Source organism: Streptomyces sp. NPDC029956 (assembly GCF_055574655.1).
On the sequence record NZ_JBVHZJ010000048.1, the window covers coordinates 1 to 21803 of the forward strand.

28 protein-coding genes are annotated in these 21803 nt (G+C 72.9%); 18 read left to right on the top strand and 10 right to left on the bottom strand.

Translation table 11 applies throughout. The features are described 5' to 3' along the window. The 5 genes from ACZ4XX_RS29925 to ACZ4XX_RS29945 all read left to right on the top strand — a co-directional run. Positions 1-95: adenosylhomocysteinase (locus ACZ4XX_RS29925; RefSeq protein WP_352030442.1), on the top strand; the 95-nt coding region annotated here is incomplete at its 5' end. Positions 96-97: 2 nt separating this feature from the next. After that, complete coding sequence (locus tag ACZ4XX_RS29930) at positions 98-769, top strand: maleylpyruvate isomerase family mycothiol-dependent enzyme (protein WP_468510986.1); 672 nt, start codon at positions 98-100, stop codon at positions 767-769. Positions 770-979: 210 nt separating this feature from the next. Then, the gene (locus ACZ4XX_RS29935) at positions 980-1177 is read left to right on the top strand and encodes a hypothetical protein (RefSeq protein WP_468510987.1); all 198 of its coding nucleotides are present in this window, start codon (positions 980-982) and stop codon (positions 1175-1177) included. Beyond that, entirely contained in the window at positions 1152-1319 is a 168-nt protein-coding gene (locus ACZ4XX_RS29940) for a hypothetical protein (RefSeq protein ID WP_468510988.1), read from the top strand. Before ACZ4XX_RS29935 ends, ACZ4XX_RS29940 begins: the two co-directional genes overlap by 26 nt. 157 nt (positions 1320-1476) lie before the next feature. Then, positions 1477-2247: a DUF4232 domain-containing protein gene (locus ACZ4XX_RS29945; RefSeq protein ID WP_468510989.1), complete on the top strand. Its 771-nt coding sequence runs from the start codon at positions 1477-1479 to the stop codon at positions 2245-2247. Between the two features lie 221 nt (positions 2248-2468). Here the strand turns inward: ACZ4XX_RS29945 and ACZ4XX_RS29950 are convergent, their stop codons facing one another. After that, the gene (locus ACZ4XX_RS29950; RefSeq protein ID WP_468510990.1) at positions 2469-3059 is read right to left on the bottom strand and encodes a hypothetical protein; all 591 of its coding nucleotides are present in this window, start codon (positions 3057-3059) and stop codon (positions 2469-2471) included. A 101-nt stretch (positions 3060-3160) separates the two neighbouring features. Here ACZ4XX_RS29950 and ACZ4XX_RS29955 point away from each other — a divergent pair, with 101 nt between their 5' ends. After that, complete coding sequence (locus tag ACZ4XX_RS29955) at positions 3161-3703, top strand: GNAT family N-acetyltransferase (RefSeq protein ID WP_468510991.1); 543 nt, start codon at positions 3161-3163, stop codon at positions 3701-3703. A 127-nt stretch (positions 3704-3830) separates the two neighbouring features. Here ACZ4XX_RS29955 and ACZ4XX_RS29960 read toward each other — a convergent pair whose 3' ends face one another. Continuing rightward, on the bottom strand, positions 3831-4772 hold the full coding sequence (locus ACZ4XX_RS29960) for a sigma-70 family RNA polymerase sigma factor (protein WP_468510992.1): 942 nt from the start codon (positions 4770-4772) through the stop codon (positions 3831-3833). Positions 4773-4836: 64 nt separating this feature from the next. Continuing rightward, positions 4837-6096, bottom strand: coding sequence for an NAD(P)/FAD-dependent oxidoreductase (locus ACZ4XX_RS29965; RefSeq protein ID WP_468510993.1), 1260 nt, complete (start codon positions 6094-6096; stop codon positions 4837-4839). Positions 6097-6367: 271 nt separating this feature from the next. Here ACZ4XX_RS29965 and ACZ4XX_RS29970 point away from each other — a divergent pair, with 271 nt between their 5' ends. Further along, positions 6368-7873 carry a carboxylesterase/lipase family protein gene (locus ACZ4XX_RS29970; RefSeq protein WP_468510994.1) on the top strand — a complete coding sequence of 502 codons (1506 nt, stop codon included), beginning with the start codon at positions 6368-6370 and terminating at the stop codon, positions 7871-7873. A 13-nt stretch (positions 7874-7886) separates the two neighbouring features. Here ACZ4XX_RS29970 and ACZ4XX_RS29975 read toward each other — a convergent pair whose 3' ends face one another. Both ACZ4XX_RS29975 and ACZ4XX_RS29980 read right to left on the bottom strand, forming a co-directional pair. Beyond that, on the bottom strand, positions 7887-8570 hold the full coding sequence (locus ACZ4XX_RS29975) for an NUDIX domain-containing protein (protein ID WP_468510995.1): 684 nt from the start codon (positions 8568-8570) through the stop codon (positions 7887-7889). Beyond that, on the bottom strand, positions 8567-8935 hold the full coding sequence (locus tag ACZ4XX_RS29980; protein ID WP_468511049.1) for a DUF4406 domain-containing protein: 369 nt from the start codon (positions 8933-8935) through the stop codon (positions 8567-8569). Before ACZ4XX_RS29980 ends, ACZ4XX_RS29975 begins: the two co-directional genes overlap by 4 nt. 79 nt (positions 8936-9014) lie before the next feature. Between ACZ4XX_RS29980 and ACZ4XX_RS29985 the strand changes: the two genes are divergently transcribed. The 8 genes from ACZ4XX_RS29985 to ACZ4XX_RS30020 all read left to right on the top strand — a co-directional run bounded on the left by ACZ4XX_RS29985 (position 9015) and on the right by ACZ4XX_RS30020 (position 14854). Then, positions 9015-9773, top strand: coding sequence for a DeoR/GlpR family DNA-binding transcription regulator (locus tag ACZ4XX_RS29985; protein WP_468510996.1), 759 nt, complete (start codon positions 9015-9017; stop codon positions 9771-9773). A 125-nt stretch (positions 9774-9898) separates the two neighbouring features. After that, positions 9899-10177 carry an antibiotic biosynthesis monooxygenase family protein gene (locus tag ACZ4XX_RS29990; protein WP_468510997.1) on the top strand — a complete coding sequence of 93 codons (279 nt, stop codon included), beginning with the start codon at positions 9899-9901 and terminating at the stop codon, positions 10175-10177. Positions 10178-10244: 67 nt separating this feature from the next. After that, positions 10245-10604, top strand: coding sequence for a DUF2087 domain-containing protein (locus ACZ4XX_RS29995; protein ID WP_468510998.1), 360 nt, complete (start codon positions 10245-10247; stop codon positions 10602-10604). After that, a complete protein-coding gene (locus ACZ4XX_RS30000; protein WP_468510999.1) occupies positions 10601-11230 on the top strand; it encodes a LysE family transporter in 630 nt (209 codons plus the stop codon). Before ACZ4XX_RS29995 ends, ACZ4XX_RS30000 begins: the two co-directional genes overlap by 4 nt. Before the next feature lie 72 nt (positions 11231-11302). After that, the gene (locus tag ACZ4XX_RS30005) at positions 11303-12274 is read left to right on the top strand and encodes a MerR family transcriptional regulator (RefSeq protein WP_468511000.1); all 972 of its coding nucleotides are present in this window, start codon (positions 11303-11305) and stop codon (positions 12272-12274) included. A gap of 150 nt (positions 12275-12424) precedes the next feature. Next, the gene (locus ACZ4XX_RS30010; protein WP_468511001.1) at positions 12425-12874 is read left to right on the top strand and encodes an SRPBCC domain-containing protein; all 450 of its coding nucleotides are present in this window, start codon (positions 12425-12427) and stop codon (positions 12872-12874) included. Positions 12875-12885: 11 nt separating this feature from the next. Next, a complete protein-coding gene (locus tag ACZ4XX_RS30015; protein WP_468511050.1) occupies positions 12886-13236 on the top strand; it encodes an ArsR/SmtB family transcription factor in 351 nt (116 codons plus the stop codon). Positions 13237-13336: 100 nt separating this feature from the next. Continuing rightward, complete coding sequence (locus ACZ4XX_RS30020) at positions 13337-14854, top strand: amino acid permease (RefSeq protein WP_468511002.1); 1518 nt, start codon at positions 13337-13339, stop codon at positions 14852-14854. Here ACZ4XX_RS30020 and ACZ4XX_RS30025 read toward each other — a convergent pair. Beyond that, a complete protein-coding gene (locus ACZ4XX_RS30025) occupies positions 14778-15461 on the bottom strand; it encodes a TetR/AcrR family transcriptional regulator (protein WP_468511003.1) in 684 nt (227 codons plus the stop codon). The genes ACZ4XX_RS30020 and ACZ4XX_RS30025 overlap by 77 nt on opposite strands. Positions 15462-15753: 292 nt before the next feature. Here ACZ4XX_RS30025 and ACZ4XX_RS30030 point away from each other — a divergent pair, with 292 nt between their 5' ends. Next, a complete protein-coding gene (locus ACZ4XX_RS30030) occupies positions 15754-16323 on the top strand; it encodes an NADPH-dependent FMN reductase (protein ID WP_468511004.1) in 570 nt (189 codons plus the stop codon). Here the strand turns inward: ACZ4XX_RS30030 and ACZ4XX_RS30035 are convergent. From ACZ4XX_RS30035 to ACZ4XX_RS30050, 4 genes are all read right to left on the bottom strand, one after another. Continuing rightward, the gene (locus ACZ4XX_RS30035; RefSeq protein WP_468511005.1) at positions 16295-16657 is read right to left on the bottom strand and encodes a hypothetical protein; all 363 of its coding nucleotides are present in this window, start codon (positions 16655-16657) and stop codon (positions 16295-16297) included. The two genes, ACZ4XX_RS30030 and ACZ4XX_RS30035, sit on opposite strands and share 29 nt — an antisense overlap. Positions 16658-16721: 64 nt before the next feature. Continuing rightward, complete coding sequence (locus ACZ4XX_RS30040; protein WP_468511006.1) at positions 16722-16895, bottom strand: hypothetical protein; 174 nt, start codon at positions 16893-16895, stop codon at positions 16722-16724. Positions 16896-16949: 54 nt separating this feature from the next. Next, the gene (locus ACZ4XX_RS30045) at positions 16950-17954 is read right to left on the bottom strand and encodes a hypothetical protein (protein ID WP_468511007.1); all 1005 of its coding nucleotides are present in this window, start codon (positions 17952-17954) and stop codon (positions 16950-16952) included. Positions 17955-18076: 122 nt separating this feature from the next. Beyond that, on the bottom strand, positions 18077-18868 hold the full coding sequence (locus ACZ4XX_RS30050; protein WP_468511008.1) for a PIG-L deacetylase family protein: 792 nt from the start codon (positions 18866-18868) through the stop codon (positions 18077-18079). Between the two features lie 146 nt (positions 18869-19014). On the opposite strand from ACZ4XX_RS30050, the gene asnB reads away from it, so the two are divergent. Together asnB and ACZ4XX_RS30060 are read left to right on the top strand one after the other, a co-directional pair. Next, positions 19015-20832, top strand: a complete 1818-nt coding sequence (gene asnB / locus ACZ4XX_RS30055) for an asparagine synthase (glutamine-hydrolyzing) (protein ID WP_468511009.1) — start codon at positions 19015-19017, stop codon at positions 20830-20832. After that, entirely contained in the window at positions 20822-21736 is a 915-nt protein-coding gene (locus tag ACZ4XX_RS30060) for a PrpF domain-containing protein (protein WP_468511010.1), read from the top strand. Before asnB ends, ACZ4XX_RS30060 begins: the two co-directional genes overlap by 11 nt. Positions 21737-21803 lie beyond the last annotated feature (67 nt).

Below are 21803 nucleotides of genomic sequence, written 5' to 3' on the forward strand. Positions count from 1 at the left end.
TCGGCGTCCGCCTCACGACCCTCCGCCCCGAGCAGGCCTCGTACATCGGAGTCCCGGTCGAGGGCCCGTACAAGCCGGACCACTACCGCTACTGATGATGTGTACGCACGATGACGGGCGCGACCCGTGGCTCCCCGACCGTCTCCTGCGGACGGAACGGGACCTGCTGATGCCGCTGCTGCGCCGGACACCCGAGGAGGCGTACGAGCTTCGTACCGCCTGCCCCGGGTGGACGGCACGGCAGGTCCTCGCCCACTGCGGCGCGGCCCTGGTCAGAATCGTCGAGGACCGCCTGGAGGAGGGCGTGTTCCTGCCCGAGGCGAACGCCTGCGACGTAGCCGAACGCGAGGACTGGCCGCTGGGCCGGATCCTCGACGAACTGGAACGCGGCCTGACGGAGGCGGGCCCGGTGATCGCCGAACGCGACGACGGCCGGCTCGACGCCGTGGCGCTCGGCGAATGGGTCCACGCGGGCGACGTACGGGAGGCCTTCGGCGAACCGGGGGCGTACTGCGGCAAGGCGCTGGAGCTGGCGCTCCCGCTCCTGACCGTGACGAGCCGCAAGCGCGAGACTCCGCGCCTCGTGGGAGTCCTGGAGGACGGCACGACGTCCCGGGTCTCCCTGGGCAACGAGATCGAGGGCCGGCCCCCGGCCACCTTCAAGGGCGACGCGTCGACGCTGATCCGCATCTACGCGGGCCGCCCGCTGGTGAGGACGCGCTACGAACTGAGGGGCGCGACGGAACAGGAACTCCTGATCTACCGCTGACCCCACCACCCACCACCCGCACCGTGCGTGCGCCCACACCCCGCCCCCCGGCCGTGCGGGCGCCCGCCCGCGCCTCCCCCCTGGACGAAGTCCTTGGGGGAGGGACGGGTGGGCACACGGGACGAATGCCCACAACGGGGGTGGGCAGGGCGGCGGCGGGACCGCTGCCCCCAACGAGGGGGCGAGGGGCCGTACACAGAAGGGATCATCATGTGCACGCTCGACCGGCTCCTCTACGCCGAGACCCTGCACCGCCCCGAGGCCACCGCAGTCGCCCACGAGGGCGAGACCCTCACGTTCCGCGAGCTCTCGGAGGGCGCCCTGGTCCTCGGCCAGTACCTGCGCTCCCTGGGAGCTGGCGGAGCGCCAGGCGAGGTGCCCCGTGACGCTCTTCAGGGCCGCGGGTGACGACTACTCGTTCCTGGAGGGCGCGGAGGGCCGGTCGACGCGTCCGCCGACGGTGGTGGAGTTGGACGCCGACCACTACAGCCTGCTGCGGCAGCCGGATCTGAACGAACTGATCAAGAAGATCAGGTACCGGCTGGGGTAGTAGGGCCTGCGGAATCCGGCCACGGCCCGGAAGGGTTCGTTCCTTGTCCGCGATCGGTAACGATCCCCCCGGGGGTCGTGATTTCGCCGACGGGGAGCCCCATTCTGGGCGACGCAGCGTGCAGGAACGCAGGCCGAGAGTCACGGGGGAACGTGAAATGAGCACCGTCCGCAGGAGCACTCCTCGCACCCATCGCACCCGTCGTCCGTGGAAGCTCGGCGCCCTGGGGCTGACCGCCGCCGCGCTCCTTTCGGCCACGGCCTGTGGGCCGTCGGACGACGAGGCGGGCGGAACGGCGCCGTCGGCGACCCGGCCGACGGCGTCCGGCCCGACCCACCCGACGACCGATCCCGCGACGCCTCCCACCACCGGCCCCGCGTCGCCGTCGACGCAGCCGGGCGACTCGGGCAGCACCGACGGCGGGCCCTCCGCGACCGCGAGCGAGCCCCCGGGCACGACGGGCGAGACGGACTGGGAGCCGAAGGACGGCATCTGCCAGGACCTGAACACCGAGGTGAAGGTGGACTGGGCGCTGCCGCCGGTGAAGGACGACGCGAGGCTCGAACTCGTCATCACCAACACCGGTAAGCGGCCGTGCAAGCTGTACCAGTATCCGGCGGTGAAGTTCGGCGCGGACCAGCTCTTCCTGCCGCCGGTGAAGAGCTCGAAGCCGCAGAACCCGATCGTGCTCGCGCCGGGCAAGGAGGCGTACGCGGGTCTCCTCGCCCGGGTGGGCAACAAGGAGGTCAGCCCGCTGGAGAAGGAGCTGATCCTCGCCCCGGCGGGCAGGAACGAGCCCAGGGACACGGGCGAGGGCGCCCTCCTCGAAGTCCCGGAGCCGGGCATCCACGTGGACGTCAGGACGGCGCGGGTGTCGTACTGGCGGTCGGACTCGGAGAGCGCGCAGTCGGCCCTCTACCCGCAGTGACGCGGGCCCTTCCGGCCGACGGGGGGACCGCCCGAGACGTGTCCGGTCAGCTCGGGGAGGAACAGCAGGCGGTCCCGGTGGCGCTGCGTCCCGTCCGGGCTGTAGGCGCTCGTGTCGGGCATCGTGAGCCGTGGACGGTGCCGGGGCAGATCTTGTTGCCGTGGCGGACGCCCGCGGCTTCCAGCACCGCGTTGAGCCGGCCGAACCCGTCGGGCGTCATGTCACCCTCGGCGATCCCGAAGGGCACCTCGGCGGCGACCTTCGGGCCGGGGCCGCGTCGTCCGCCAGCGGGGGGCCTCGTCGTCGGGCACGTCCGGGGAGGCGAAGTGGAAGGGCACACCGAGGTGTTCGGCGAGAGCCCGGCCCGCGTCGGCAGCTGCGGGGCCCGGCGGCCGGCCGTCACGGCGTCGGTGGACGGTCGCCAGATGCCCCTCCCCGATCGGGTCGTCCAGGACCGCGACCATCACGACGAACCAGCCGTGGACCGTGTCCCCGTCCCACAGGGCCTCCACGGCGGCCACCCGGCCCGGCAGCGCCGCGGCACGGGCGGCGAGCGAGGGGAGGTCGAGAGGATCCGGTGGCGTGTACCGCACGCGTTCACCCAGCGCCTCGTAGCGCGCGTGCACCACCCGCTCGGCCTCGTACAGACCCAACCCCAGGGGACGCAGGGCGAGCCACACGACCCTGAGCGCCGGCAACCGGCGGTCGCACAGCACGTTCTCGTCGAGCTCCTGTCTGGTCCGCTCGTCCAGATAGGGCCACCAGCCGTCGCTCACACGGCCTCCGTTCCATGTCCGCCTCGCCCCGGCCATGATTCCCGTACTCCGGGAGATCGGCGAAGCGATATCGCCGCCTTCCGCACCGGCGTCTTATCCGCTTGCCGTCGCCGAGCCGGGTCGGATAGGAAGCTCGCATGCTGAGAGGTGGCAAGGTCGGGCTCAGGGCTCGACACGACGAAGACATCCCGATCCTGCGGGCCGAGCTCTACGACGACGTGGTCAACGCCTCACGGGCCGAAGCCGGGCCCTGGCGGCCGATCACGCCCGGCTCGAAGGACCGGCGGCTCGTTGTGGACGACACGGCGGAGGGTCATGTCCCGTTCTCCGTGATCGAGTTGGAGGGCGGCACCCTGATCGGCTCCGCGAACCTCTGGGGCATCGACACCCACAGCCGGGCCGCGCACATCGGGCTGGGACTGCTGCCGTCCGCCCGCGGCAAGGGCTACGGCACCGACGTCGTCGCGACGCTGTGCCACTACGGCTTCGTCGTACGCAGCCTCCGGCGGCTGCAGATCGAGACACTGGCGGACAACACCGCGATGCTCCGCTCCGCCGAGAGCAACGGCTTCGTCCGCGAGGGCGTCCTGCGCTCCTCGGCCTGGGTGATGGGCGAGTTCCTGGACGAGGTCGTCCTCGGACTCCTCGTCGAGGAGTGGAAGGCGAAGCCGGCCGTCTAGACGACGGAGGCCCGGACGTCGGCGGCCCGGGCGACAGCGGTTCCGGGGCCGGACCGGGCCGCCGATCGCGCACCCCTTCGCCTACCCCCGGTGTCCGGTCCGGTACGTCGAGGACCGCTCGGCCCGCTCACCACGCCTCGATCACCGGCGCCCCGTGCGCGCGCCGCCGCCAGGCCTCGTCGAGTCGCGTGAGCCGGTCCGCGGTGGCGACGCCGTGCAGGGACGTGACCCTGCCGTCGCTGACCGCGAACACCACCGCGCCCAGGACCCGGCCGTCGACCACGGCGAGGACGGCCGGGGTGCCGTTGACCACCGCGATGTGCATCGAGGGCGTGCCGCCGGCCAGTCGCCGCTTCGCCGGCGTGGGCCTGAAACCGGCCCGCACGAAGGAGGCGACCCGCTCGCGCGTCGTGATCCGCAGCAGCCGCTTGGCCAGCCCTGCGCCGTCCGAGACCGCCGTCACGTCGTCGGTGAGCAGCGCCACCAGCCGTTCGGTGCGCCCCGACACGGCGGCGGCCAGGAACTCCTCGACGACCCGGCGCGCGGACGCGGGGTCGGCCTGGACGCCACCGCGGCGGCGCTCGGCGGCGACCCGGATCCGGGACCGGTGGAGGTGCTGCTGACTCGCGGACTCGGTGATGTCGAGGATCCCGGCGATCTCGGTGTGGCCGTACGAGAAGGCCTCACGCAGGACGTAGACGGCCCGCTCGACCGGCGAGAGGCGTTCCAGGAGGGTCAGTACGGCCAGCGAGACCGATTCGCGCTGCTCGAAGGTGTCGGCGGGGCCGAGCATCGGGTCGCCTTCGAGGAGCGGCTCGGGCAGCCATGCGCCGGCCGCGCGTTCGTGGCGTACGTGCGCCGAACGGAGCCGGTCGAGGCAGAGGTTGGTGAGGACCTTGGTCAGCCATGCCTCCGGGACCTCGATCCGTTCGCGGTCCGCGGCCTGCCAGCGCAGGAACGTGTCCTGCACGGCGTCCTCGGCGTCGGCGGCCGAGCCGAGCAGGCGGTACGCCAGCGAGGCCAGCCGGCCACGGCCGGCCTCGAAGCGATCGACGGCTGCGCTCTCCATGCGGGACACCCTAGGGGTGCCTCGCCGATCATGCCGGGCCCTCGGCGTGATCGGCGAGACACTGTTAGGCGGTGACCCTCGCGCCGGTCCGGGCGGGTGTCGGCGCGGTGGTCAGGCGGCGCCTGCGCTTCGGCATGCCGAGGGTGGGGTGGGCGATGTTCCAGCCGGCTCCCTTGAGCACGCCCGCCTTGAGCCGCGCGGCCGTCCGGCCGCCCAGGTACCAGGCTTTCGACCGGACGTCGCCGTCGACCATCTGGAAGATGGCGTCCCGCCGTCCGAGGCTGATGTGGTTGCCGTGGTACTTCAGTCCGACGGTCGGGACCTCGCCGCCCGTCAGGCGCGCGATGATCGCGGCGGTCGCCTGCATGGTGGTGAAGCCGGCCGAGGCGCAGGACATCGGGAGCGGCCGGCCGTTGTCGCCGATGGCGTGGACGGAGTCCCCGGCGGCGTAGATCTCCGGGTGCGTGACGGAGCGCATGGTGCGGTCGACGACGATCCGGCCGGTCTCGGCGACCTCGAGGCCGGCGGTGGCCGCGAGGGGGTGCACGGCGAAGCCTGCCGTCCACACGGTCACGTCGGCGGGGAGGGGCGCTCCGCCGGCGGCGATCGCCCGGGTCGGCTCGACGGCCTCGACGGCGGTGTGCTCGTGGACGGTGATGCCGAGCCGGTCGAAGGCCTGGCGCAGGTGCCGGCGGGCCTTCGGGGAGAGCCAGGCGCCCAGCTCGCCGCGGGCGGCGAGGGCGATCGTGAGGTCGGGCCGGGACTCGGCGAGTTCGGTGGCGGTCTCGATGCCGGTCAGCCCTTCGCCGACGACCAGCACGGTGCCGCCCGCGCCGAGGGCGGCGATGCGCTCGCGCAGGCGCAGCGCTGAGGAGCGGCCGGCCACGTCGAAGGCGTGCTCGGCCGCGCCGGGGACGCCGTGGTGGGCCACGGAGCTGCCGAGGGCGTAGAGGAGGGTGTCGTACGCGATCTCGTCGGTGCGGGCATCGGCACCGGCAGCGGTGTCGGTGTCGGTGTCGTGCTCGGCGTTCGCGCCGGTCGCCGCGTCCACGGCGCTCACGGCGACCGTCCTGCGTTCCGGGTCGATGCCGGTGATGCGGGCCAGGTGCACGCGTACCCCCGTGCCCGCGAAGACGTCGGTGAGCTTGCGGGCCGCGAGGTCGTGGCCGCTGGCGAGCTGGTGGAGCCGCATCCGCTCGACGAAGTCGGGGGAGGCGTTGACGACGGTGATCTCGGTGTCGGCGGGGGAGAGCCGGCGCGCCAGCGTTCCGGCGGCGTAGGCCCCGGCGTATCCGGCGCCGAGTACGACGATGCGGTGCTTCATGGCGATGCTCCTGTCTCGTTCGGGCGCCCCTTGAACGAGACGGCGTGCCGATTGCTGACAGGAGCCCGATGTGACGCCGGTCACATCCATGCGGGTCGGTGTCGGGTCGCGTCGGGCCGCATCGGGGCCGCGTCGACCCCCACGTCAGGGCCGAGCCGGCTCCGCGTCGCGCCGCGTCAGACCCGTGCGCGCCGGATTGACATCGGAGGTGCGTCAGTCTTCTCGATCTTGGTGTTGGCCCTCGCGCTCCGCACGATGCGAGGCTCCGGCCATGGAGATCTTCAGGACGAAGAGCGGTCCGGTCCGGGGCTTTCGGGCTTCCGTCGACGTCGTCGCCGCGCTCGGAATCCCGTACGCCGCCCCGCCCTTCGGTGTCGACCGGTTCCGCGCGCCCCTCCCGGCGCCCGCGTGGAGCGGGGTGCGGGACTGTACGGAGTTCGGCCCGATAGCACCGCAGTCGGCGGAGCTCCCCGGCTCGCCCGTCTGGTCTCCCGGTGACGAGGACGTCCTGACCCTCAACGTCTGGACCCCTGCTCCCGGTGGCGGCCGGCTTCCCGTCCTGGTCTGGATCCACGGCGGCGCGTACACCTTCGGCTCCTCGGCGCAGCCCGACTTCGACGGCACCGTCCTCGCCCGCGCCGGTCTGGTCGTGGTCACCTTCAACCACCGCGTCGGCTTCGAGGGCTTCGGCCGCGTCCCGGGCGGTGCGGCGGCCGGTCACCCTGACAACCGGGGGCTGCTCGACCAGGTCGAGGCGCTGCGGTGGGTGCGCGAGAACATCGCCGCCTTCGGTGGCGACCCCGGCAACGTCACGATCGCCGGCCAGTCCTCCGGTGCCGCCTCCGTCGTCTGTCTGATGGTGATGGACCGTGCCCGCGGACTGTTCCGCCGCGCGATCGCCCACAGCCCCGCCAGTCCTTGCCGCACGCCCGAGATCGCCGAGGCGACCACCCGCGAGATCGCCGCGGCCGCGGGCTGCCCCGCCACGCCGGAGGGTCTGGCCTCCCTGACGCCGCAGGCCCTGGTCGCGGCCGCGGACCAGGTCGTCGACGACTACCGGCGGGACCCCGCCTCCGGCTCCCGCCACTACGACCCCTCGCTCTTCGCCCCGGTCCTCGACGGCGACGTCCTGCCCGTCGACCCGCTCGAAGGGATGGCCGCCGGCGCGACCCGGGGGGTGGACCTGCTGGTCTGCCACACCACGGAGGAGTACTGGCTGTTCGACGCCGTCGACAGCTGCGCGAAGATCACCACTGACGAACAACTCGCCCTCTTCGCAAAGGACTTCGGCCTTCCCGGCGGTCTCGTCGCCGACTATCGCGCCGCGATGCCCGATGCCCCGGTGCGCGACGTCCACCTCGCCGTCTTCGGCGACCTGCTGTTCGGCGAGTACGGCAACCGGCTCGCCGAGGCGCACGCCCGGGCGGGCGGCCGGGCGTTCCTCTCGCGCTTCGACCGCCGCCGCACCGGGCCCGACGGGACCGTGCGGGCCTGGCACTGCGCGGACGTCCCCTTCGCCTTCGGCACCCTGGACCACGACGCCGTGGCCTTCCTCGTCGGCGGTACGCCCACCCCTGCCGACCACGAGCTGTCGCGCCGCATGGTGCGCGCCTGGGCCGACTTCGCCGCCGACGGGGACCCCGGCTGGCCGTCGCTCGACGGGAGCTCCACGGCGCAGGCCAAGGTGTGGCGTGCCGACGGCGATCCGGAGACCGGTCGGACGGTCTCCCTCCGTGCCCCGTGGACCGGCGTCGACTTCCCCGTCCTGCGCCCGTGACCCGACGGGTGCATCAGTCGGCGGCGAACGGGCCGTCCAACGCCGCCCACTGCAGCAGCAGGATGGTCTTGCCGTCGGCGATCCGGCCGTCCCGGGTCATCGCGAGGGCCTCGGTGAAGGGCAGTTCGAGGACCTCGATGTCCTCGCCGTCCTCCTCGAGTCCGCCGCCGCTCCCGGTGCGGTCGGCCGGGGTGTAGGGGGCGGCGAAGAAGTGGAGGCGCTCGGTGACGGACCCGGGGCTCATGTACGCGTCGAGGACGTGGGTGAGGGGACCGAGGGTGACGCCGAGTTCCTCGGCGCTCTCGCGGCGGACCGCGGTCAGCGGGTCGTCGGAGTCGAGCAGCCCCGCCGCGGCCTCGACGAGCATGCCGTCGGGATGGTCGTTGACGTAGGCCGGGTAGCGGAACTGCCGGGTGAGCAGGACGGTGCGGCGTCCGGTGTCGTACGGCAGGACGACGGCGCCGTTCCCCCGGTCGTACGTCTCGCGCTGCTCGGTGACCCAACGCCCGTCGCGGCGGCGGTAGTCGAAGGTGGTCCGTCGCAGGACGTGCCAGCCCCGGGAGGTGAGCTCGACGTCGCGGATCACGACGTCCGGGTTCCGGTCGAGGCCGCGTCCTGCACGGTCGAGGCGGGTCCGGCCCCGGTGGTCGGGGGCGTCGACGCCCGGCAGCCGGCCGTCCGCCGCGCGCGTGCTCACGCGTTCTCCCGCAGCGTGCGACCGGGGATCTCGGTCACGTCGTGGTAGACCGGCAGGCCGCGGCGGCGGGCGGTGGCGACGTCCTGGTCGGCTCCGGTGGAGTCGCCGGGCAGGCGCAGTACGGCGTCGCAGTGGGCGAGCAGGCGGTCGGCGACCGGGTACAGCACCTGCTCGGCGAGGGGGTCCGTGGGGCCCGCGCCGGCCGAGTGCAGGACGGGCAGGGCGATCCATTCCCCGATCACGGGGAGGTGGCCCGCGGCGAAGACCGGCCACGCCGCGGCTTCGAGGCGGGCGAGGTTGGCCGCCATGGCCTCCGGGTCGCCGTCGGTTCCGGACCGGTAGGGGCCGGCGATGAGGATGAGCATGGGCTTGTCGAGCGTCTGCTGGGCGTCCATGGCGCGCTACAATACATGCAGAAACGTGCAAGAACAGGAGAGAGTGCGGATGCTGGCTGCCGAACGGCGTGATCACCTGCTGGAACTGCTCGCCCGCGAGGGCAAGATCGTCGCCAAGGACGTCGCCGCCGACCTGGGGATCTCCGAGGACAGCGTGCGGCGCGACCTGCGTGATCTCGCGAGCGAGGGGCTGTGCCAACGGGTGTACGGCGGAGCGCTGCCCGTCTCGCCGGCCGTCGTGGACTACCGGTCCCGGCAGTCCGTCGCCCCCGGCGGCAAACGGCGGGTCGCCGCGGTGGCCGCCGGGCTCGTACGGCCGGGCGGCGCGGTGATCCTCGACGGCGGCACCACCGCGCTCGCCGTCGTCCGCGCCCTCCCGCAGGACCTGGCCTGCACCGTGATCACCCACAGCCCGACGATCGCCGCCGCCCTCCTCGACCACCGGCGGGTGGAGGTCTTCCTCATCGGCGGGCGCATCTACCGGCACTCCGCGGTCGCCTGCGGCGCCGCAGCCGTCGAGGCCGCGCAGAACGTCTCCGCCGACCTCTGCCTCCTCGGCGTCACCGGCGTGCACCCCGACGCGGGACTGACCACCGGCGACGCGGAGGAGGCCGCGATGAAGCGCGCCCTCGCGGCCCGGGCCGCGGACACGTACGTCCTCGCGTCCCACGAGAAGATCGGCACCGCCTCGCGCTTCCGTGTCCTGCCATGGGGCGAGATCAGCGGACTGATCACCGACGCCGACCCCCACGACCCGGTGATCGAGCAGCTCACGACGCGGGGCGTCGAGATCCTCCCGGCCGGCTGACGGCCGCCGGGCCGGTGGCGTCGCCCGTTCGGGGCGTGCCGGCGTGCGGGGTGCCCTGCCCGCTGGTGTGCTGGTCGGGATTCCCCGCGCCCGCGCCCGAATCCCCCACGTACAGGAGCAGCGGCATGGCTGTCATCGTCACGGTCGAGATCCCCGGCGGCACGCAGAAGCAGTACGAGGAGACCATCCGGCTCCTGGAGGCCACCGACTGGTTCCCTGCGGAGGGGTTCCTCGCGCACGCTGCCGGGCCCGACGGGAGCGGGGGATGGCGGGTCGTGGACTTCTGGGACTCCGAGGACTCCTTCCTCGCCTTCGTGGAGAAGGCCCGGCCGATCTTCGAACAGGCCGGCATCCGGTCGATCCTGCCCACGGTGCAGGAGGCCGTGAACGTCATGGTGAAGTGACCGGGCGGGTACGGACGGGCCGAAAACCCTTTGCGGGGCGGGCCGGTGGCCGTCAGGCTTCTCCGCCATGACCAGTCATCCTTCCCGCCCCTCCGGCGCGGACCTTCCCGACCGCCCGGCCGCGGACCTTCCGCCCCGCCCGGTCGCGGACCTGTTCTCCGCCGACGGGCGCCTCAAGGCGATCCCGCGCAGGCCGGTCCGCCGCGAGGCCCTCCTCGCGCACCTCACCGAGAGCCTCTTCGCTCCCGACCGGGACTACCGAGAGCCCGAGGTCAACCAGGCGCTGCTCACCGTCCACGAGGACTTCTCCGCCCTGCGGCGGTATCTCGTGATCGGCGGGTTCCTCGCCCGGACCAAGGACGGCTCGGCGTACCGCCGACAGCAGCAGCCCGGCTCCCCCGGAGGCGCGATCCCCGCCGTCGCGTGACCGCCGCGGTGGTGGCCGGCCTGCTCGCCGGCTACGGAATCGCGATCCCGGTCGGCGCGGTCGGGGCGTACCTGGTGGCCGTGACGGCCCGTACCGGCTGGCGTACGGGCGCGGGTGCGGCGCTCGGGGTCGCCACGGCGGACGGCGTGTACGCCGTGCTCGCGGTGGCGGGCGGTTCCGCGCTCGTTCCGCTGCTGACGCCCGTGATGACCCCGCTGCGGTGGGCCTCGGCCGTGGTGCTCGTGGTGCTCGCGCTGCGGGCGGCGTACGTGGCCCTCTCCACGTACCGGACGGGCGGGCTCGCCTCCCGCGACGACGGGACGGCCCTCGGCCCGGCCCGCGCGTACCTCACCTTCCTGGGGATCACGATCCTCAACCCGATGACGGTGATCTACTTCGCCGCGCTCATCCTCGCGACGGGCCCCTCGGCGCCCGCGACCCTCCCCGACCGGACGGCCTTCGTCCTCGCGGCCCTGGTCGCCTCGGCGAGCTGGCAGCTGCTCCTCGCCCTGGGCGGAACGCTGCTCGGCCGGACCCTGACGGGGGCCCGGGGCCGGCTGACCACGGTGCTCGCGTCGAGCACGCTGATCGTCGTCCTGGCGGTACGGCTCGTGGCGCGCTCCTGAACCGGCGCCCGTGCGGAGTGAGTTCTGCCGGGGGTTGACTCTCGGGTCACCGGAGACGGCACAGTCTCCCCCGTGGACAAGACGAACCTGCTGCCGATCGGGCAGTTCGCACAGGCCAGTGGCCTTTCGGTGACGGCGCTGCGGCACTACGACGCGAGCGGTGTGCTCACCCCGGCCTTCGTCGACCCGGCCACCGGCTACCGCTACTTCCGGCGGGACCAGCTCCGCCGCGCGCAGCTCGTCCGCGAGCTGCGGCAGCTGGACATGCCGATCGAGCGGGTACGGGAGCTGCTCGCGAGCGGCCCGGGAGGCCCGGGAGGCGCAGGAGGCGGCGAGGGCGGTGCCGTCGGCTCTGCCGAGCTGGCGGCGGCGCTGCGCGCGCAGATCGCGGCGGCCGAGCGCAAGCTCGACGTCCAGCGGTCCCTCGTCCGCAGCCTGTTGACGAGATCTGCCGAAGGAGCCGAGATGAACCACCGTGTCACCCTCCGCCAGGCCATCCCGGAACGGGTCCTTCTGTGCGGTGCGACGGTCGACCACCACGGCCTGGACCCGTTCCTGCGCTCCGCGTACGAGGAGTTGTACGCGGTCGCGGGACGGGGGCCGCTCACCTTCACCGGGCCCGCGTTCGTCCGGTACCACGGGCTGTGCGACGAGGAGAACGGAACGCTGGTCGAGGCGTGCCTGCCGTTCTGGGAGTCGGGCGCGCAGCCCGGGGAGCTGGACGAGGGGATGTCCGTACGGGACGTCCCGGAGTGTACGTACGCCTGCACGGTGGTGGAGGGCGAGGCGGCCGCCTTCCCCGCGGTCCTCACCGCGTACGACGCCGTGGCGAACTGGATCGCCGAGCACGGCTTCGCGTTCGCGGGCCCGGTCCGCGCCACCTTCCTCCGCTGGACCGGCGCACCGGACCACCCGGACAACCGCCTGGAAATCGCCTGGCCGGTGACGGAGCCGCCCGCCGAGTCGGTGTCCGATCCGGCCGCCGACCCCGTGCCCGATCCGGCTGCCGATCCCGTGTCCGATCCGGCCGGTGGGCGGGGGTGAGCGCGGGGGTCGCATCGCTCCCCGGGTCGTCCGTCTTCTTCCTCGGCGGGTGGTTGTGCAACCGTACGGTTGCGGGCGAAGCCCCTACGTGCAACCCTGGGGTTGCAGTCACTTCCGTGTGACGCTTCCTACGCGAAGAAGGAGTCCCCCATGAGTGAGGACCGGATCGAGCGCGAAACCCTGATCGACGCGCCCCTGGAGCGCGTCTGGACCCTCGTCGCGCAGCCCGGGTTCTGGGTGGCAGACGAAGCGAGCCTGGCCGGGACCGTGGCCCGGGAGGGGGAGTCGATGGTCGCGAAGAACTCCGTGCACGGCACCTTCCCCGTACGCGTCGAGAAGGTCGAGCCGCCGACCTACGTCGCCTACCGCTGGGCCAGCGCCTTCTCCGGGCGTGAGTTGACCGACGACAACACCACCCTCGTCGAGTTCACCCTGACCGAGGAGGACGGCGGCACCCGGCTCCGCGTCGTCGAGAGCGGCTTCGCGTCGCTGCCGGGTTCGGACGACCTGCGCGCCCAGGCCGTGCGGGACAACACCGGCGGCTGGCCCCAGGTGCTCGACGCGTTCAGGAAGCGCGCCGAGCAGGCCCCGTCGTCGTGACGCAGGAGCGGGTGGAGCCGCCCGAAGGGACGGGCTCGGGGGCGGCCGGCTCCTCCACCGACAGTGTGCTCGGCGCCCTCGCCGATCCCACCCGGCGTCGGCTGCTCGACCTGCTCGCCGCGCAGGGGGAGGCCACCGCGACCGCTCTCGCCACCCGCCTCCCCGTCTCACGTCAGGCGATCGTCAAGCACCTGACCGTGCTCGACACCGCCGGGCTCGTCTCCGCCACCCGGGTCGGCCGGGAGGTCCGCTACGCGGTCCGCCCGGCCGCGCTCGACGCGACGGCTCGCTGGATGTCGGCCCTGGCCGCCGACTGGGACCGACGCCTCGCGGACGTCAAGCGCCGCGCGGAAGACGGCTGACGGCCGCACCGCGGGATGTCTCAATGTCCGGATCCGGCTTGCCTCCGGGATGATCATCGGCGAAGCTCCTCCGCTGGTCGTCTGTGATTCGGGGGGAAACATGACAGGGCGGGTACTCGGCGCCGGTCTGCGGCAACGACATCTGGCCATGATCGCGTTGGGCGGTGCGATCGGCGCCGGGCTCTTCGTCGGTTCGGGGTTCGGGATCGCCGCCGCAGGTCCCGGCATCCTCGTCTCGTACGCGTGCGCCGGAGCTCTGACCGTCCTGGTGATGCGGATGCTCGGCGAGATGTCGGCGGCCCACCCGGTCACCGGCTCGTTCGCCGAGCACGCGCGCCGGGCGTTCGGGCCGTGGGCCGGGCTGCTCACCGGGTGGATGTACTGGGCGCTGCTCGTCGTGAGCGTCGCCGCCGAGGCCGTCGGGGCCGCGCACATCGTCGGCGGCTGGGTGCCGGCCGTGCCCGGCTGGATGTGGGTGGCCGTCTTCATGAGCGTCTTCACCGTGAGCAACCTGGCGGGCGTACGGAACTTCGGCGAGCTGGAGTTCTGGTTCGCCGGCCTGAAGATCGCCGCGATCGCCGGGTTCCTGCTGCTCGGAGCGGTGGTCCTCGCGGGCCTGCTGCCCGGCCACCCGTCCCCCGGCACCACCCATCTCACCGGCGACGGAGGGTTCCTGCCGCACGGCTGGTACGGCGTCGCCGTCGGCATGGTGGCGGCCGTCTTCGCGTTCGGCGGCCTGGAGACGGTGACCATCGCCGCGGCCGAGTGCGACGACCCGGTCCGGGCCGTCCGCAACGGCGTACGGGCCGTCATGTGGCGGGTCGCGGTCTGCTACCTCGGTTCGATGGCGGTCATCGTCACCCTCGTGCCGTGGAACGCCCCGGGCGTCGCCGAGGGCCCGTACGCCGCCGTGGTCGCGAGCACCGGTGTCCCCGGCGCCGCCGATCTGATGAAGGCGGTCGTCCTGGTCGCACTCCTGTCGGCGATGAACGCCAACATCTACGGCTCGTCGCGCATGCTGTTCGCCCTGGTCGGACGCGGCGACGCACCCCGCGCGCTCGGTCGCGTGAGCACCGGCGCCGGTGTCCCGTACGCGGCCGTCCTCGCCTCCGCCGCGTTCGGCTTCGTCTCGGTCGTCCTCAGCCTGCTCTGGCCGCGTACGGTCTTCCCGTTCCTGCTCAACTCCATCGGCGCCGCGATCCTGCTCGTCTGGGCCCTGATCGCCGCCTCCCACCTGCGCCTGCACGGCCCCTCCGCACGTGCGGTGCTCGCGCTCGCGGGGGTCGGCGGGGTGCTGCTCTTCATGCTGGGCGACCCGACCAGCCGCACCCAGCTCCTCACGACGGGGAGCTGGGCGGCGGCGCTGCTGGTGTGGGCGTGGTGGAGGAGGGCCGGTCGGGCGCGGACGCCCAGGAGCGGGAGTGCCGGGAACGCCACAGACGCCATAGACGCCGCAGACGCCGGGAACGCCATAGACGCCACAGACACCGGAGGCGCCACGGACAGCGGAGACGTCCCGGGCGCCGTCGGCGTCTCGGACCTCAGGGGCGGACGGCGTACCGAGCCAGGAACAGGTCCACTCCCGAGCCGATCACCCGCGTCAGCTCCGCGTCGCTGATCTCGGCGTCGGGCGAGAAGGTACGGACGAGCTGGGGGACCCCCACGGTGGCGGCGACCAACTGCTGTACGGCGAGCGCCGGATCGGGCGCGTCGAGGGTGCCGCGGGCGTCGAGTTCGGTGAAGGCCTCGACGAGCGGGCCGTTGTTCATGTCGTAGCTGACCCGGTACCAGAGCTGCCCGAGCTGCGGGAATCGGTCTATCTCGCCGATCACCAGCCGGCGCAGCGACATGATGTCGGGGCGCAGGAGGATGCGGGCCCAGTCGGTGGTGAGCCGGACGAGGGCGGCGCGCAGGTCGGGGGCGTCGGCGAGGGTGGAGTTGGACGGCTCCAGGTCCGCGTACGTCTTCGGCAGCACGCCGCCGATGACGGCGAGGAACAGCCGCTCCTTGCTGCCGAAGTGCTTGTAGATCGTCGCCTTGGAGACGCCGGAGCCGCGGGTGATCGCGTCCATCGAGGCCGCGGAGTAGCCCTCGGCGAGGAACTCGGAGAGGGCGGCGTCGATGATCGCCTGACGTTTGCGCGAGGCGGCGTCGGCGGGGTTCGGGATGATCGGGATGCCGTACTCGTCGGTCGCGTCGTCCTTGATCTCGGCTCCGGCTCCCATGGGTGTTCCTTAGGTGTGGTGGCGGGACCGCCAGTATATGAACTGAACGGTTTGGTCTGTAAAGCGAGCCGTGGCGGGGTCACGGAGGGACGGAACTACACCAGTCGGTTCAGTGTCAAGACTGAACCGTTTCGTTGACAGACTGAACCGATCGGTTTAGCTTTCTGGTCGTCGGGCCACGGCAGCAGCCGTCGGCCGACCGACCGGATCCATCGATCCGCTCGTTCACCGACCCATCGACCGATCCGTCGATCCATCGATCCACCGATCACCGACGTACAGGGGGCACTCCATGACCGAGTCCACGATCTTCGCCATCTCCGGCTCGCTCCGCGCCGACTCGCACAACACGCAACTGCTGCACGCCGCGCAGAAGTTCAACCCCGGCGGTCTGGAGATCGAGATCTACGAGGGCCTGCGTGACATCCCGCCGTACGACGCCGACATCGACACCCCCGACCGCCGCCCCGCCGTCGTCGACGAGCTCCGCCGCCGCGTGACGGAGGCGGACGGCGTGCTCATCGCCACCCCGGAGTTCAACTACTCCATCCCCGGCGTCCTCAAGAACGCGATCGACTGGCTCAGCACCGACTGGACCCGCACCGAGGGCGTCCCCCTGCGCGGCAAGCCCACCGCGATCCTCGGCGCCGGACCGGGCGCGTTCGGCACGGTCCGGGCGCAGCTGGCGCTCCGGCAGATCTTCGTCTGCGTCGACGCCGATGTCGTGGTGAAGCCCGAGGTGCACGTCTTCCAGTCGAACGACCGCTTCGACAGCGACGGCAACCTGGTCGACGAGGCGACGATCGGACTCCTGCAGGGGCTGTTGACCGCACTCAAGAACAAGATCGACGCGACGGCCTGAGCGGGCCCGACGCGGACGGCGACGTCCGGGCCGACACCGCCACGGTTCCGGCGACGGCTCCCGCGGCGGCTCCGGCGACCGCGAGCACCGCACCCGCCGCGAGCACGCCCCGGCGGGAGCGCCAGGAGAGCACCGACCAGCACGACTGGGCCGAGAGCAGGGAGCCGACACTCGCCCAGGAGCCCACGGAGCCGGCCGACATCGCGGAACCGACGGAGCCGATGGACAGGAACGACCCCACGGAGCCGATCGAGAGCGTCGATCCCACCGAGGCGACGGACAGGAACGAGTCCCGCGACCAGAGCGACAGGGCCGAACCGTGGCGAGAGGTCATACCTCGATCGTAGGGGCGTTCGGGGGAGTGTGCGCGTGCGATGCGGGTGCGCGGACGAGCGACCCTAGCCCGCGCAGGCCGGCAGGAACTCCAGGCCTTCCGGGGTCCCGTAGCGCACCACGGCGAGGTAGGCCTCCGGGTAGTCGCAGCCGACGTCCGTCCACTGGAGCGCGAGGACGGTCCAGACGACGAAGACGGCAAGGAACAACCAGCGCCAGCCCTTTGACATGTACGCCAAGTGCCCGGGGCTCACGCGGAGGAACCGCTTCCTTCCCCGATCCGGCTGTGCCCCTCAATCCAGCTGTGCCATGCGCTGCCTGTTGGCCTCGTCGGTGTCCCGCTGGCTGGTCGACACCAGCAGGATCGCGTCGGGCAGCGCACCGCTCAGATGGTCGCCGACGGCGGCGGTGGCCGCGCTCAGCCGGTCGAGGACCAGATCGACGGTCTCGGCCAGGTCGGCGCCGAGGGCGCCGCTGCTCCTGATGGCGTCGTGATCCGCGACGGCCGCGTTCAGCCTGTCGGTGGTGTCGCCGCGGATCGCGCCGCCGACCTCGGCGATCTTGCGGGCCGCGAGCTGGTGTTCCTCGTGGTCCACCTTCAGGGCGCCGCCGATCGCACGGCCGGTGGCCGCGCCGCCCGTGGAGCCGCCCGCGATGCCGCCGATCCCCTTCCCGGCCCCGCTCCCCGCTCTGTCGAAGACCTCTTTCCAGGGGGACCCGCCGGAGCCGCCCCCACCGTCCCCGGACGTGCCCGCGAGATCGTTCGGGACCTTCTCCAGGGCGGTCACGGCCGGGTCGGTGAGCACGGACCGGAGCGCCTTCCAGATGCTCTGGACGTCCGACCGGTACTCGGCCTCGGCCCGCCGCGCCCTCTCCGCGTTCGCCTTCGCGGCCACGGCCGGGGCCGCCGGGTTGAGGCCCGCCGCGAGTGCGGCCTCGGCATCTTCCGCGGCGAGCAGGACGGCCGTGCTCACGACGGACGCCTTGACGGCGGCGATCGTGGCCGGCAGGTCCTTCACCCTGAGCACCAGTGCCCGGGCCGAGGCGCCCAGGGGGGTCATGTCGTCCCTCTTGACCCGGTCCCAGTGCTCCGCCAGTGCGTTGACGGCTTCGCCCTGTCCGGAGGGGATCAGGCGCTCCATGTGCCTGTCGGCGGCCGTGGTGTCCTCTTCGACGAGCGCGGCGAACGATTCCAGGCCGGCTGACAGGAGGGCGTATCGGTCCTCGTCGACCTCCGGCCAGGACGGGCCGTACTTCTGGACCGCAAGCCGGGATGTGCTGTCGAGCTCGATCCCCATGCCTTCAACTCCCGCTTGTCACGCGCGCGTTGGTCCCACGCGCCCCCACGTGTGGCGCTCACGGTCTCATGCGCCCCCGAAGGCCACAAGGTCGACCGGCAGTGGCCCGCGGTGCCCGGCGGTCAGTCGATGCGCACGATCTGGAAGGCCTCCGCCATCCGCCCGGGGGGCAGTCCGCCCGCCGTCGCGTGTTCGCCGAGCCAGGTGCGCAGGAGGCCCGCGAGGTCGTCGAAGTGGGCCGTCTGGGAGGTGTGGATGCGCAGGGCCTCGACCTTGCGGTCGAAGACCGGGGTGACGTCCACGTACTGGTTCGGGGTGGGGCCGGTCATCATCCACAGTTCGTGGACGGTCCACGGCTCCAGGCCCTCCTCCTTCAGCAGGGAGGGGTGGGCGAAGGGGTTGCGGGCCTCGGGGTAGACGGCGCGCAGGCAGGCGTCGCCGACGGCGCGGTGGTCGGGGTGGAGGTCGGCGACCCGCGCCCAGTTGATCTCGGGGGAGGGGATGATCGCGCGCTGCGGCCGTACCTCCCGTATCACCCGGCACAGGTCGCGGCGGAGTTCCACGGAGGCCTCCACGAAGCTGTCGGGGTAGCCGAGGAAGCGGACGTCGGCGACGCCGCTGAGCTTGGCGGAGTGGACTTGTTCGGCGCGGCGCAGATCCGCCATCGCCTGACGGGGGAGCCGGTCGTCGTAGCCGCCGGCGCCGCCGTCCGTGACGATGCAGTACGTGACGCGGGTGCCGCGCTCGATCCACTGCATGACGGTGCCGCTGACGCAGAACTCGATGTCGTCGGGGTGCGCGGCCACGACGAGCAGCGATGCGGGCGCGGTGCGGGCGCTGTGGTCGACCGTGCGGTCGGCGGCGCTGCCGGCGGGGTGGTCGGCGGTGTGGTCGTGGTCCTCCATGTCCCTCATGTGGTCAGCCTGTTGGGGTGGCGGGGGCGTCGCAAGGCCACGTCGTGGCGTGAACAGGACATGGCACTTACGCGCCATTCAAAAAGTTGGTAGATTCAAATCATTGGGTTGTTCTGGTGAGTGAACGTGCTTGGAGGGTGACCGCTGTGTGCAGGATTCTCGGCTCCTTCGCCGCCGGAGCGGCGGCCCACGCCGACCGCCCCGACCCGGCGCAACTCGCCGCCGTGTCGGCCCGACAGCGCCACGGCGGACCCGACGAGCACGCCGTGCTCACCGGACCCGGCTGGTCCCTCGGGTGCGACCGGCTCGCCGTCACCGACCCCTGCGGCGGACAGCAGCCCTACCGGCTGCCGCACCTCCCCGGCGTCCTCGCCGTCCTCAACGGCGAGATCTACAACCACGCCGAACTGCGCCGCACCCTCGCCGCCCGCGGTCACCGCTTCCCCGACCGCTGCGACGGCACGCTGCTGCCCGCGCTCTACGCCGAGCACGGGCCCGCCTTCGCCGAGCACCTCGACGGCATGTTCGCCGTCGCGATCGTCGATCTGCGACCCGGCAGCACCCGACTCGTCCTCGCCGTCGACGACATGGGCATGAAGCCGATCCACCTCCACCACGACCCGCACGACGGCTCCACCCGGTTCGCCTCCGAGATCCCCGCGCTCCTCGCCTTCGAGGGGGTACGGATCTCCCCGCGCGAGGACTCCCTCGACACGGTCCTCGCCACCCGTACGTCCTTCTCCACGCACACCGCGCTCGACGGCGTCAGCGTCCTGCCGCCCGGGGCCACCGCCTTCGTCCGGCCCGGCGCCGCACCCGTCGTACGCCGCCGCGGGCCGCACCGGATCACGCCCGCCGGCGACACCCAGGACGTCCTGCGGCACGAGGTGCGACGGCTCGCCGAGGCCGAGGTGCCCGTCTGCGCCATCACCAGCGGCGGCCTCGACTCCGGGCTCGTCACCGCGCTCGCCGCCGAACACGCCCGCGAGACCGACGCGCCGCCGCTGCACACCTTCCACCTCACCTACCGGGGCCGGTGGCCCGACTCCGAGGCGGCGTACGCCCGTTCCGTCGCGCGCCGGACCCGGACCGTGCACCACGAGGTCGCCGTCGATCCCGACGAGTTCGGCTCGCTCCTCACCCGCACCGTCCGCCACCTCGGCCAGCCCAACGCCGACCCCATCACCCTCTCCACGTACGCGCTGTTCCGCGCCGTCCGTGAGAACGGCTTCACCGTCGCACTGACCGGCGACGGCGCCGACGAACTCTTCGGCGGGTACGACCGGATGCGCGCGGCGCTCGCCGCGCCGGCGGGCACGGACTGGGCGGGGACGTACGCGGACGCGCTCTCGGCGGCGCCGCGGCTGCTCCGCGAGCACCTGTACACCGCCGACTACCGTGCACACGTCGCCGATCAGGGGTCGGCGGCCGACCGGATCGAGCAGGAGCTGCGCTCGGCCGAGGCCGTCGGCGAGGACCGGCTCACCGCGATGACGGCCTTCGAGACGCGCTGGCGGCTGCCCGCGTACCACCTGCGGCGCGTGGACCACCTGTCGATGGCGTGGGCGGTCGAGGCGCGGATGCCGTTCTGCCAGCCGTCGGTGGTGACACACGCGCGGGCGCTGCCGGCGGCGGCACGGACGGGGAAGCGGGCCCTGTACGAGGCGGGTGCGGAACTCCTGCCCCCGGCGGTCCTGCGCCGCCCCAAGCAGCCCTTCACCCTGCCGCTGTCGGCGATGCTCGCACCGGGCAGCCCGCTCCTGGACACGGTCAGGGAACTGCTGTCCCCGGCCCGCCTGGTCCTGGGCGGAAAGGTCCGCGCGGACCGCGTGCAGAAACTCCTCACCCGCCACGGCGAACGCCCCACCCAGCGCGACGCCCAGGCGCTGTGGGCCCTGGCGGTCCACGAACTGTGGACGGAGGTCGTCCAGGGCATGCGCATCCCGGTCGGCTGTGCGGCCTGACCCCCCGGGAGCGCCCCGCCCCGACCGAGCGCGGGGCGCCCCCGCCCGCGCCGCCGCCGTCCGGGCGCACGACGCCCCCGGTCCCACCCTCGTCCTCCGGCTCGACCAGCTCCCCCTCGGCGCGCTCGCGCTCGGCGGGGAGCTGGCACGGCTGCGCCACGCGCTCGCCGGCACGGCCCACGCCGGGATCGGCAAGATCGCGCTGTACGGGGTCACCGGCCGCGGCAGGCTCGACTACCGCTTCGTCCAGGCCCTCCCCGACGGCGGTTTCGACTTCCGCGCCGGTTGCGGACACTCCCTCCTCGCCTGTGTGGTCGCCGAAGGCAGGCCCGGGCCCGTCACCGTCCGCGCCGTGACCACCGGCGACACCGTCCTGTGCGAGCGCGAGCCGGACGAGGGCGCGTACACCCTCAGCTTCCTCCGCGCCCCCACCTCCCCCGGAACCCTCCCCACCGGCCGCGCCGTCGACGTCCTCCACGGCGTTCCCGTCTCGCTCGTCCGGTACGGCAACCCGTACGTCTTCGTCGATGCCCGGCACCTTCCCGGGGAGGGACTCCGGGAGCGGCTCGAAGGGCTCCGCGCCCACGCCGCACGGCTCCTCGGCCATCCACCCCACTCCGCCCTGCCCAAGATCGCCGCCTTCACCGCAGGCCCCGGCGGGATCGCCGTGCGGGCGCTCACCGTCGACGGCTGGCACCCCCGGCTCGCGCTCACCGGCGCCGCCGCCCTCGCCGCCGCCGGTGCGCTCGACGGGACCGTCGTGCCGCCCGTGGACGGCGAGGTCCGTACCCCGGGCGGTACCGTCACGGTCTCCACCGCGCCCGACCGCGTCCGCGTCCACCACAAGCGCGCCGACGTGCTGGAAAGGCTCGAACTGCCGTGGCGTGTCCACGCAACGGCGTGAACGCGCACCCCTCTCACCAGGCCCGGAGTCCTTTTCCTCTGCCACGCTGAAATGGACCGGCAATCGG

What these genes read in the sequence shown, in the direction of transcription:
- ACZ4XX_RS29945 (WP_468510989.1), top strand. Translation starts at nt 1,477, where the DNA reads ATGAGCACCGTCCGCAGGAGCACTCCTCGCACCCATCGCACCCGTCGT.
- ACZ4XX_RS30010 (WP_468511001.1), top strand. Translation starts at nt 12,425, where the DNA reads ATGAGTGAGGACCGGATCGAGCGCGAAACCCTGATCGACGCGCCCCTG.
- ACZ4XX_RS29930 (WP_468510986.1), top strand. Translation starts at nt 98, where the DNA reads ATGTGTACGCACGATGACGGGCGCGACCCGTGGCTCCCCGACCGTCTC.
- ACZ4XX_RS30025 (WP_468511003.1), bottom strand. Translation starts at nt 15,461, where the DNA reads ATGGGAGCCGGAGCCGAGATCAAGGACGACGCGACCGACGAGTACGGC.
- ACZ4XX_RS30035 (WP_468511005.1), bottom strand. Translation starts at nt 16,657, where the DNA reads ATGACCTCTCGCCACGGTTCGGCCCTGTCGCTCTGGTCGCGGGACTCG.
- ACZ4XX_RS30030 (WP_468511004.1), top strand. Translation starts at nt 15,754, where the DNA reads ATGACCGAGTCCACGATCTTCGCCATCTCCGGCTCGCTCCGCGCCGAC.
- ACZ4XX_RS29935 (WP_468510987.1), top strand. Translation starts at nt 980, where the DNA reads ATGTGCACGCTCGACCGGCTCCTCTACGCCGAGACCCTGCACCGCCCC.
- ACZ4XX_RS29960 (WP_468510992.1), bottom strand. Translation starts at nt 4,772, where the DNA reads ATGGAGAGCGCAGCCGTCGATCGCTTCGAGGCCGGCCGTGGCCGGCTG.
- ACZ4XX_RS29980 (WP_468511049.1), bottom strand. Translation starts at nt 8,935, where the DNA reads ATGCTCATCCTCATCGCCGGCCCCTACCGGTCCGGAACCGACGGCGAC.
- ACZ4XX_RS29955 (WP_468510991.1), top strand. Translation starts at nt 3,161, where the DNA reads ATGCTGAGAGGTGGCAAGGTCGGGCTCAGGGCTCGACACGACGAAGAC.
- ACZ4XX_RS30045 (WP_468511007.1), bottom strand. Translation starts at nt 17,954, where the DNA reads ATGGGGATCGAGCTCGACAGCACATCCCGGCTTGCGGTCCAGAAGTAC.
- ACZ4XX_RS29950 (WP_468510990.1), bottom strand. Translation starts at nt 3,059, where the DNA reads ATGGCCGGGGCGAGGCGGACATGGAACGGAGGCCGTGTGAGCGACGGC.
- ACZ4XX_RS30050 (WP_468511008.1), bottom strand. Translation starts at nt 18,868, where the DNA reads ATGAGGGACATGGAGGACCACGACCACACCGCCGACCACCCCGCCGGC.
- ACZ4XX_RS29985 (WP_468510996.1), top strand. Translation starts at nt 9,015, where the DNA reads ATGCTGGCTGCCGAACGGCGTGATCACCTGCTGGAACTGCTCGCCCGC.
- ACZ4XX_RS29970 (WP_468510994.1), top strand. Translation starts at nt 6,368, where the DNA reads ATGGAGATCTTCAGGACGAAGAGCGGTCCGGTCCGGGGCTTTCGGGCT.
- ACZ4XX_RS29990 (WP_468510997.1), top strand. Translation starts at nt 9,899, where the DNA reads ATGGCTGTCATCGTCACGGTCGAGATCCCCGGCGGCACGCAGAAGCAG.
- ACZ4XX_RS30020 (WP_468511002.1), top strand. Translation starts at nt 13,337, where the DNA reads ATGACAGGGCGGGTACTCGGCGCCGGTCTGCGGCAACGACATCTGGCC.
- ACZ4XX_RS29965 (WP_468510993.1), bottom strand. Translation starts at nt 6,096, where the DNA reads ATGAAGCACCGCATCGTCGTACTCGGCGCCGGATACGCCGGGGCCTAC.
- ACZ4XX_RS29995 (WP_468510998.1), top strand. Translation starts at nt 10,245, where the DNA reads ATGACCAGTCATCCTTCCCGCCCCTCCGGCGCGGACCTTCCCGACCGC.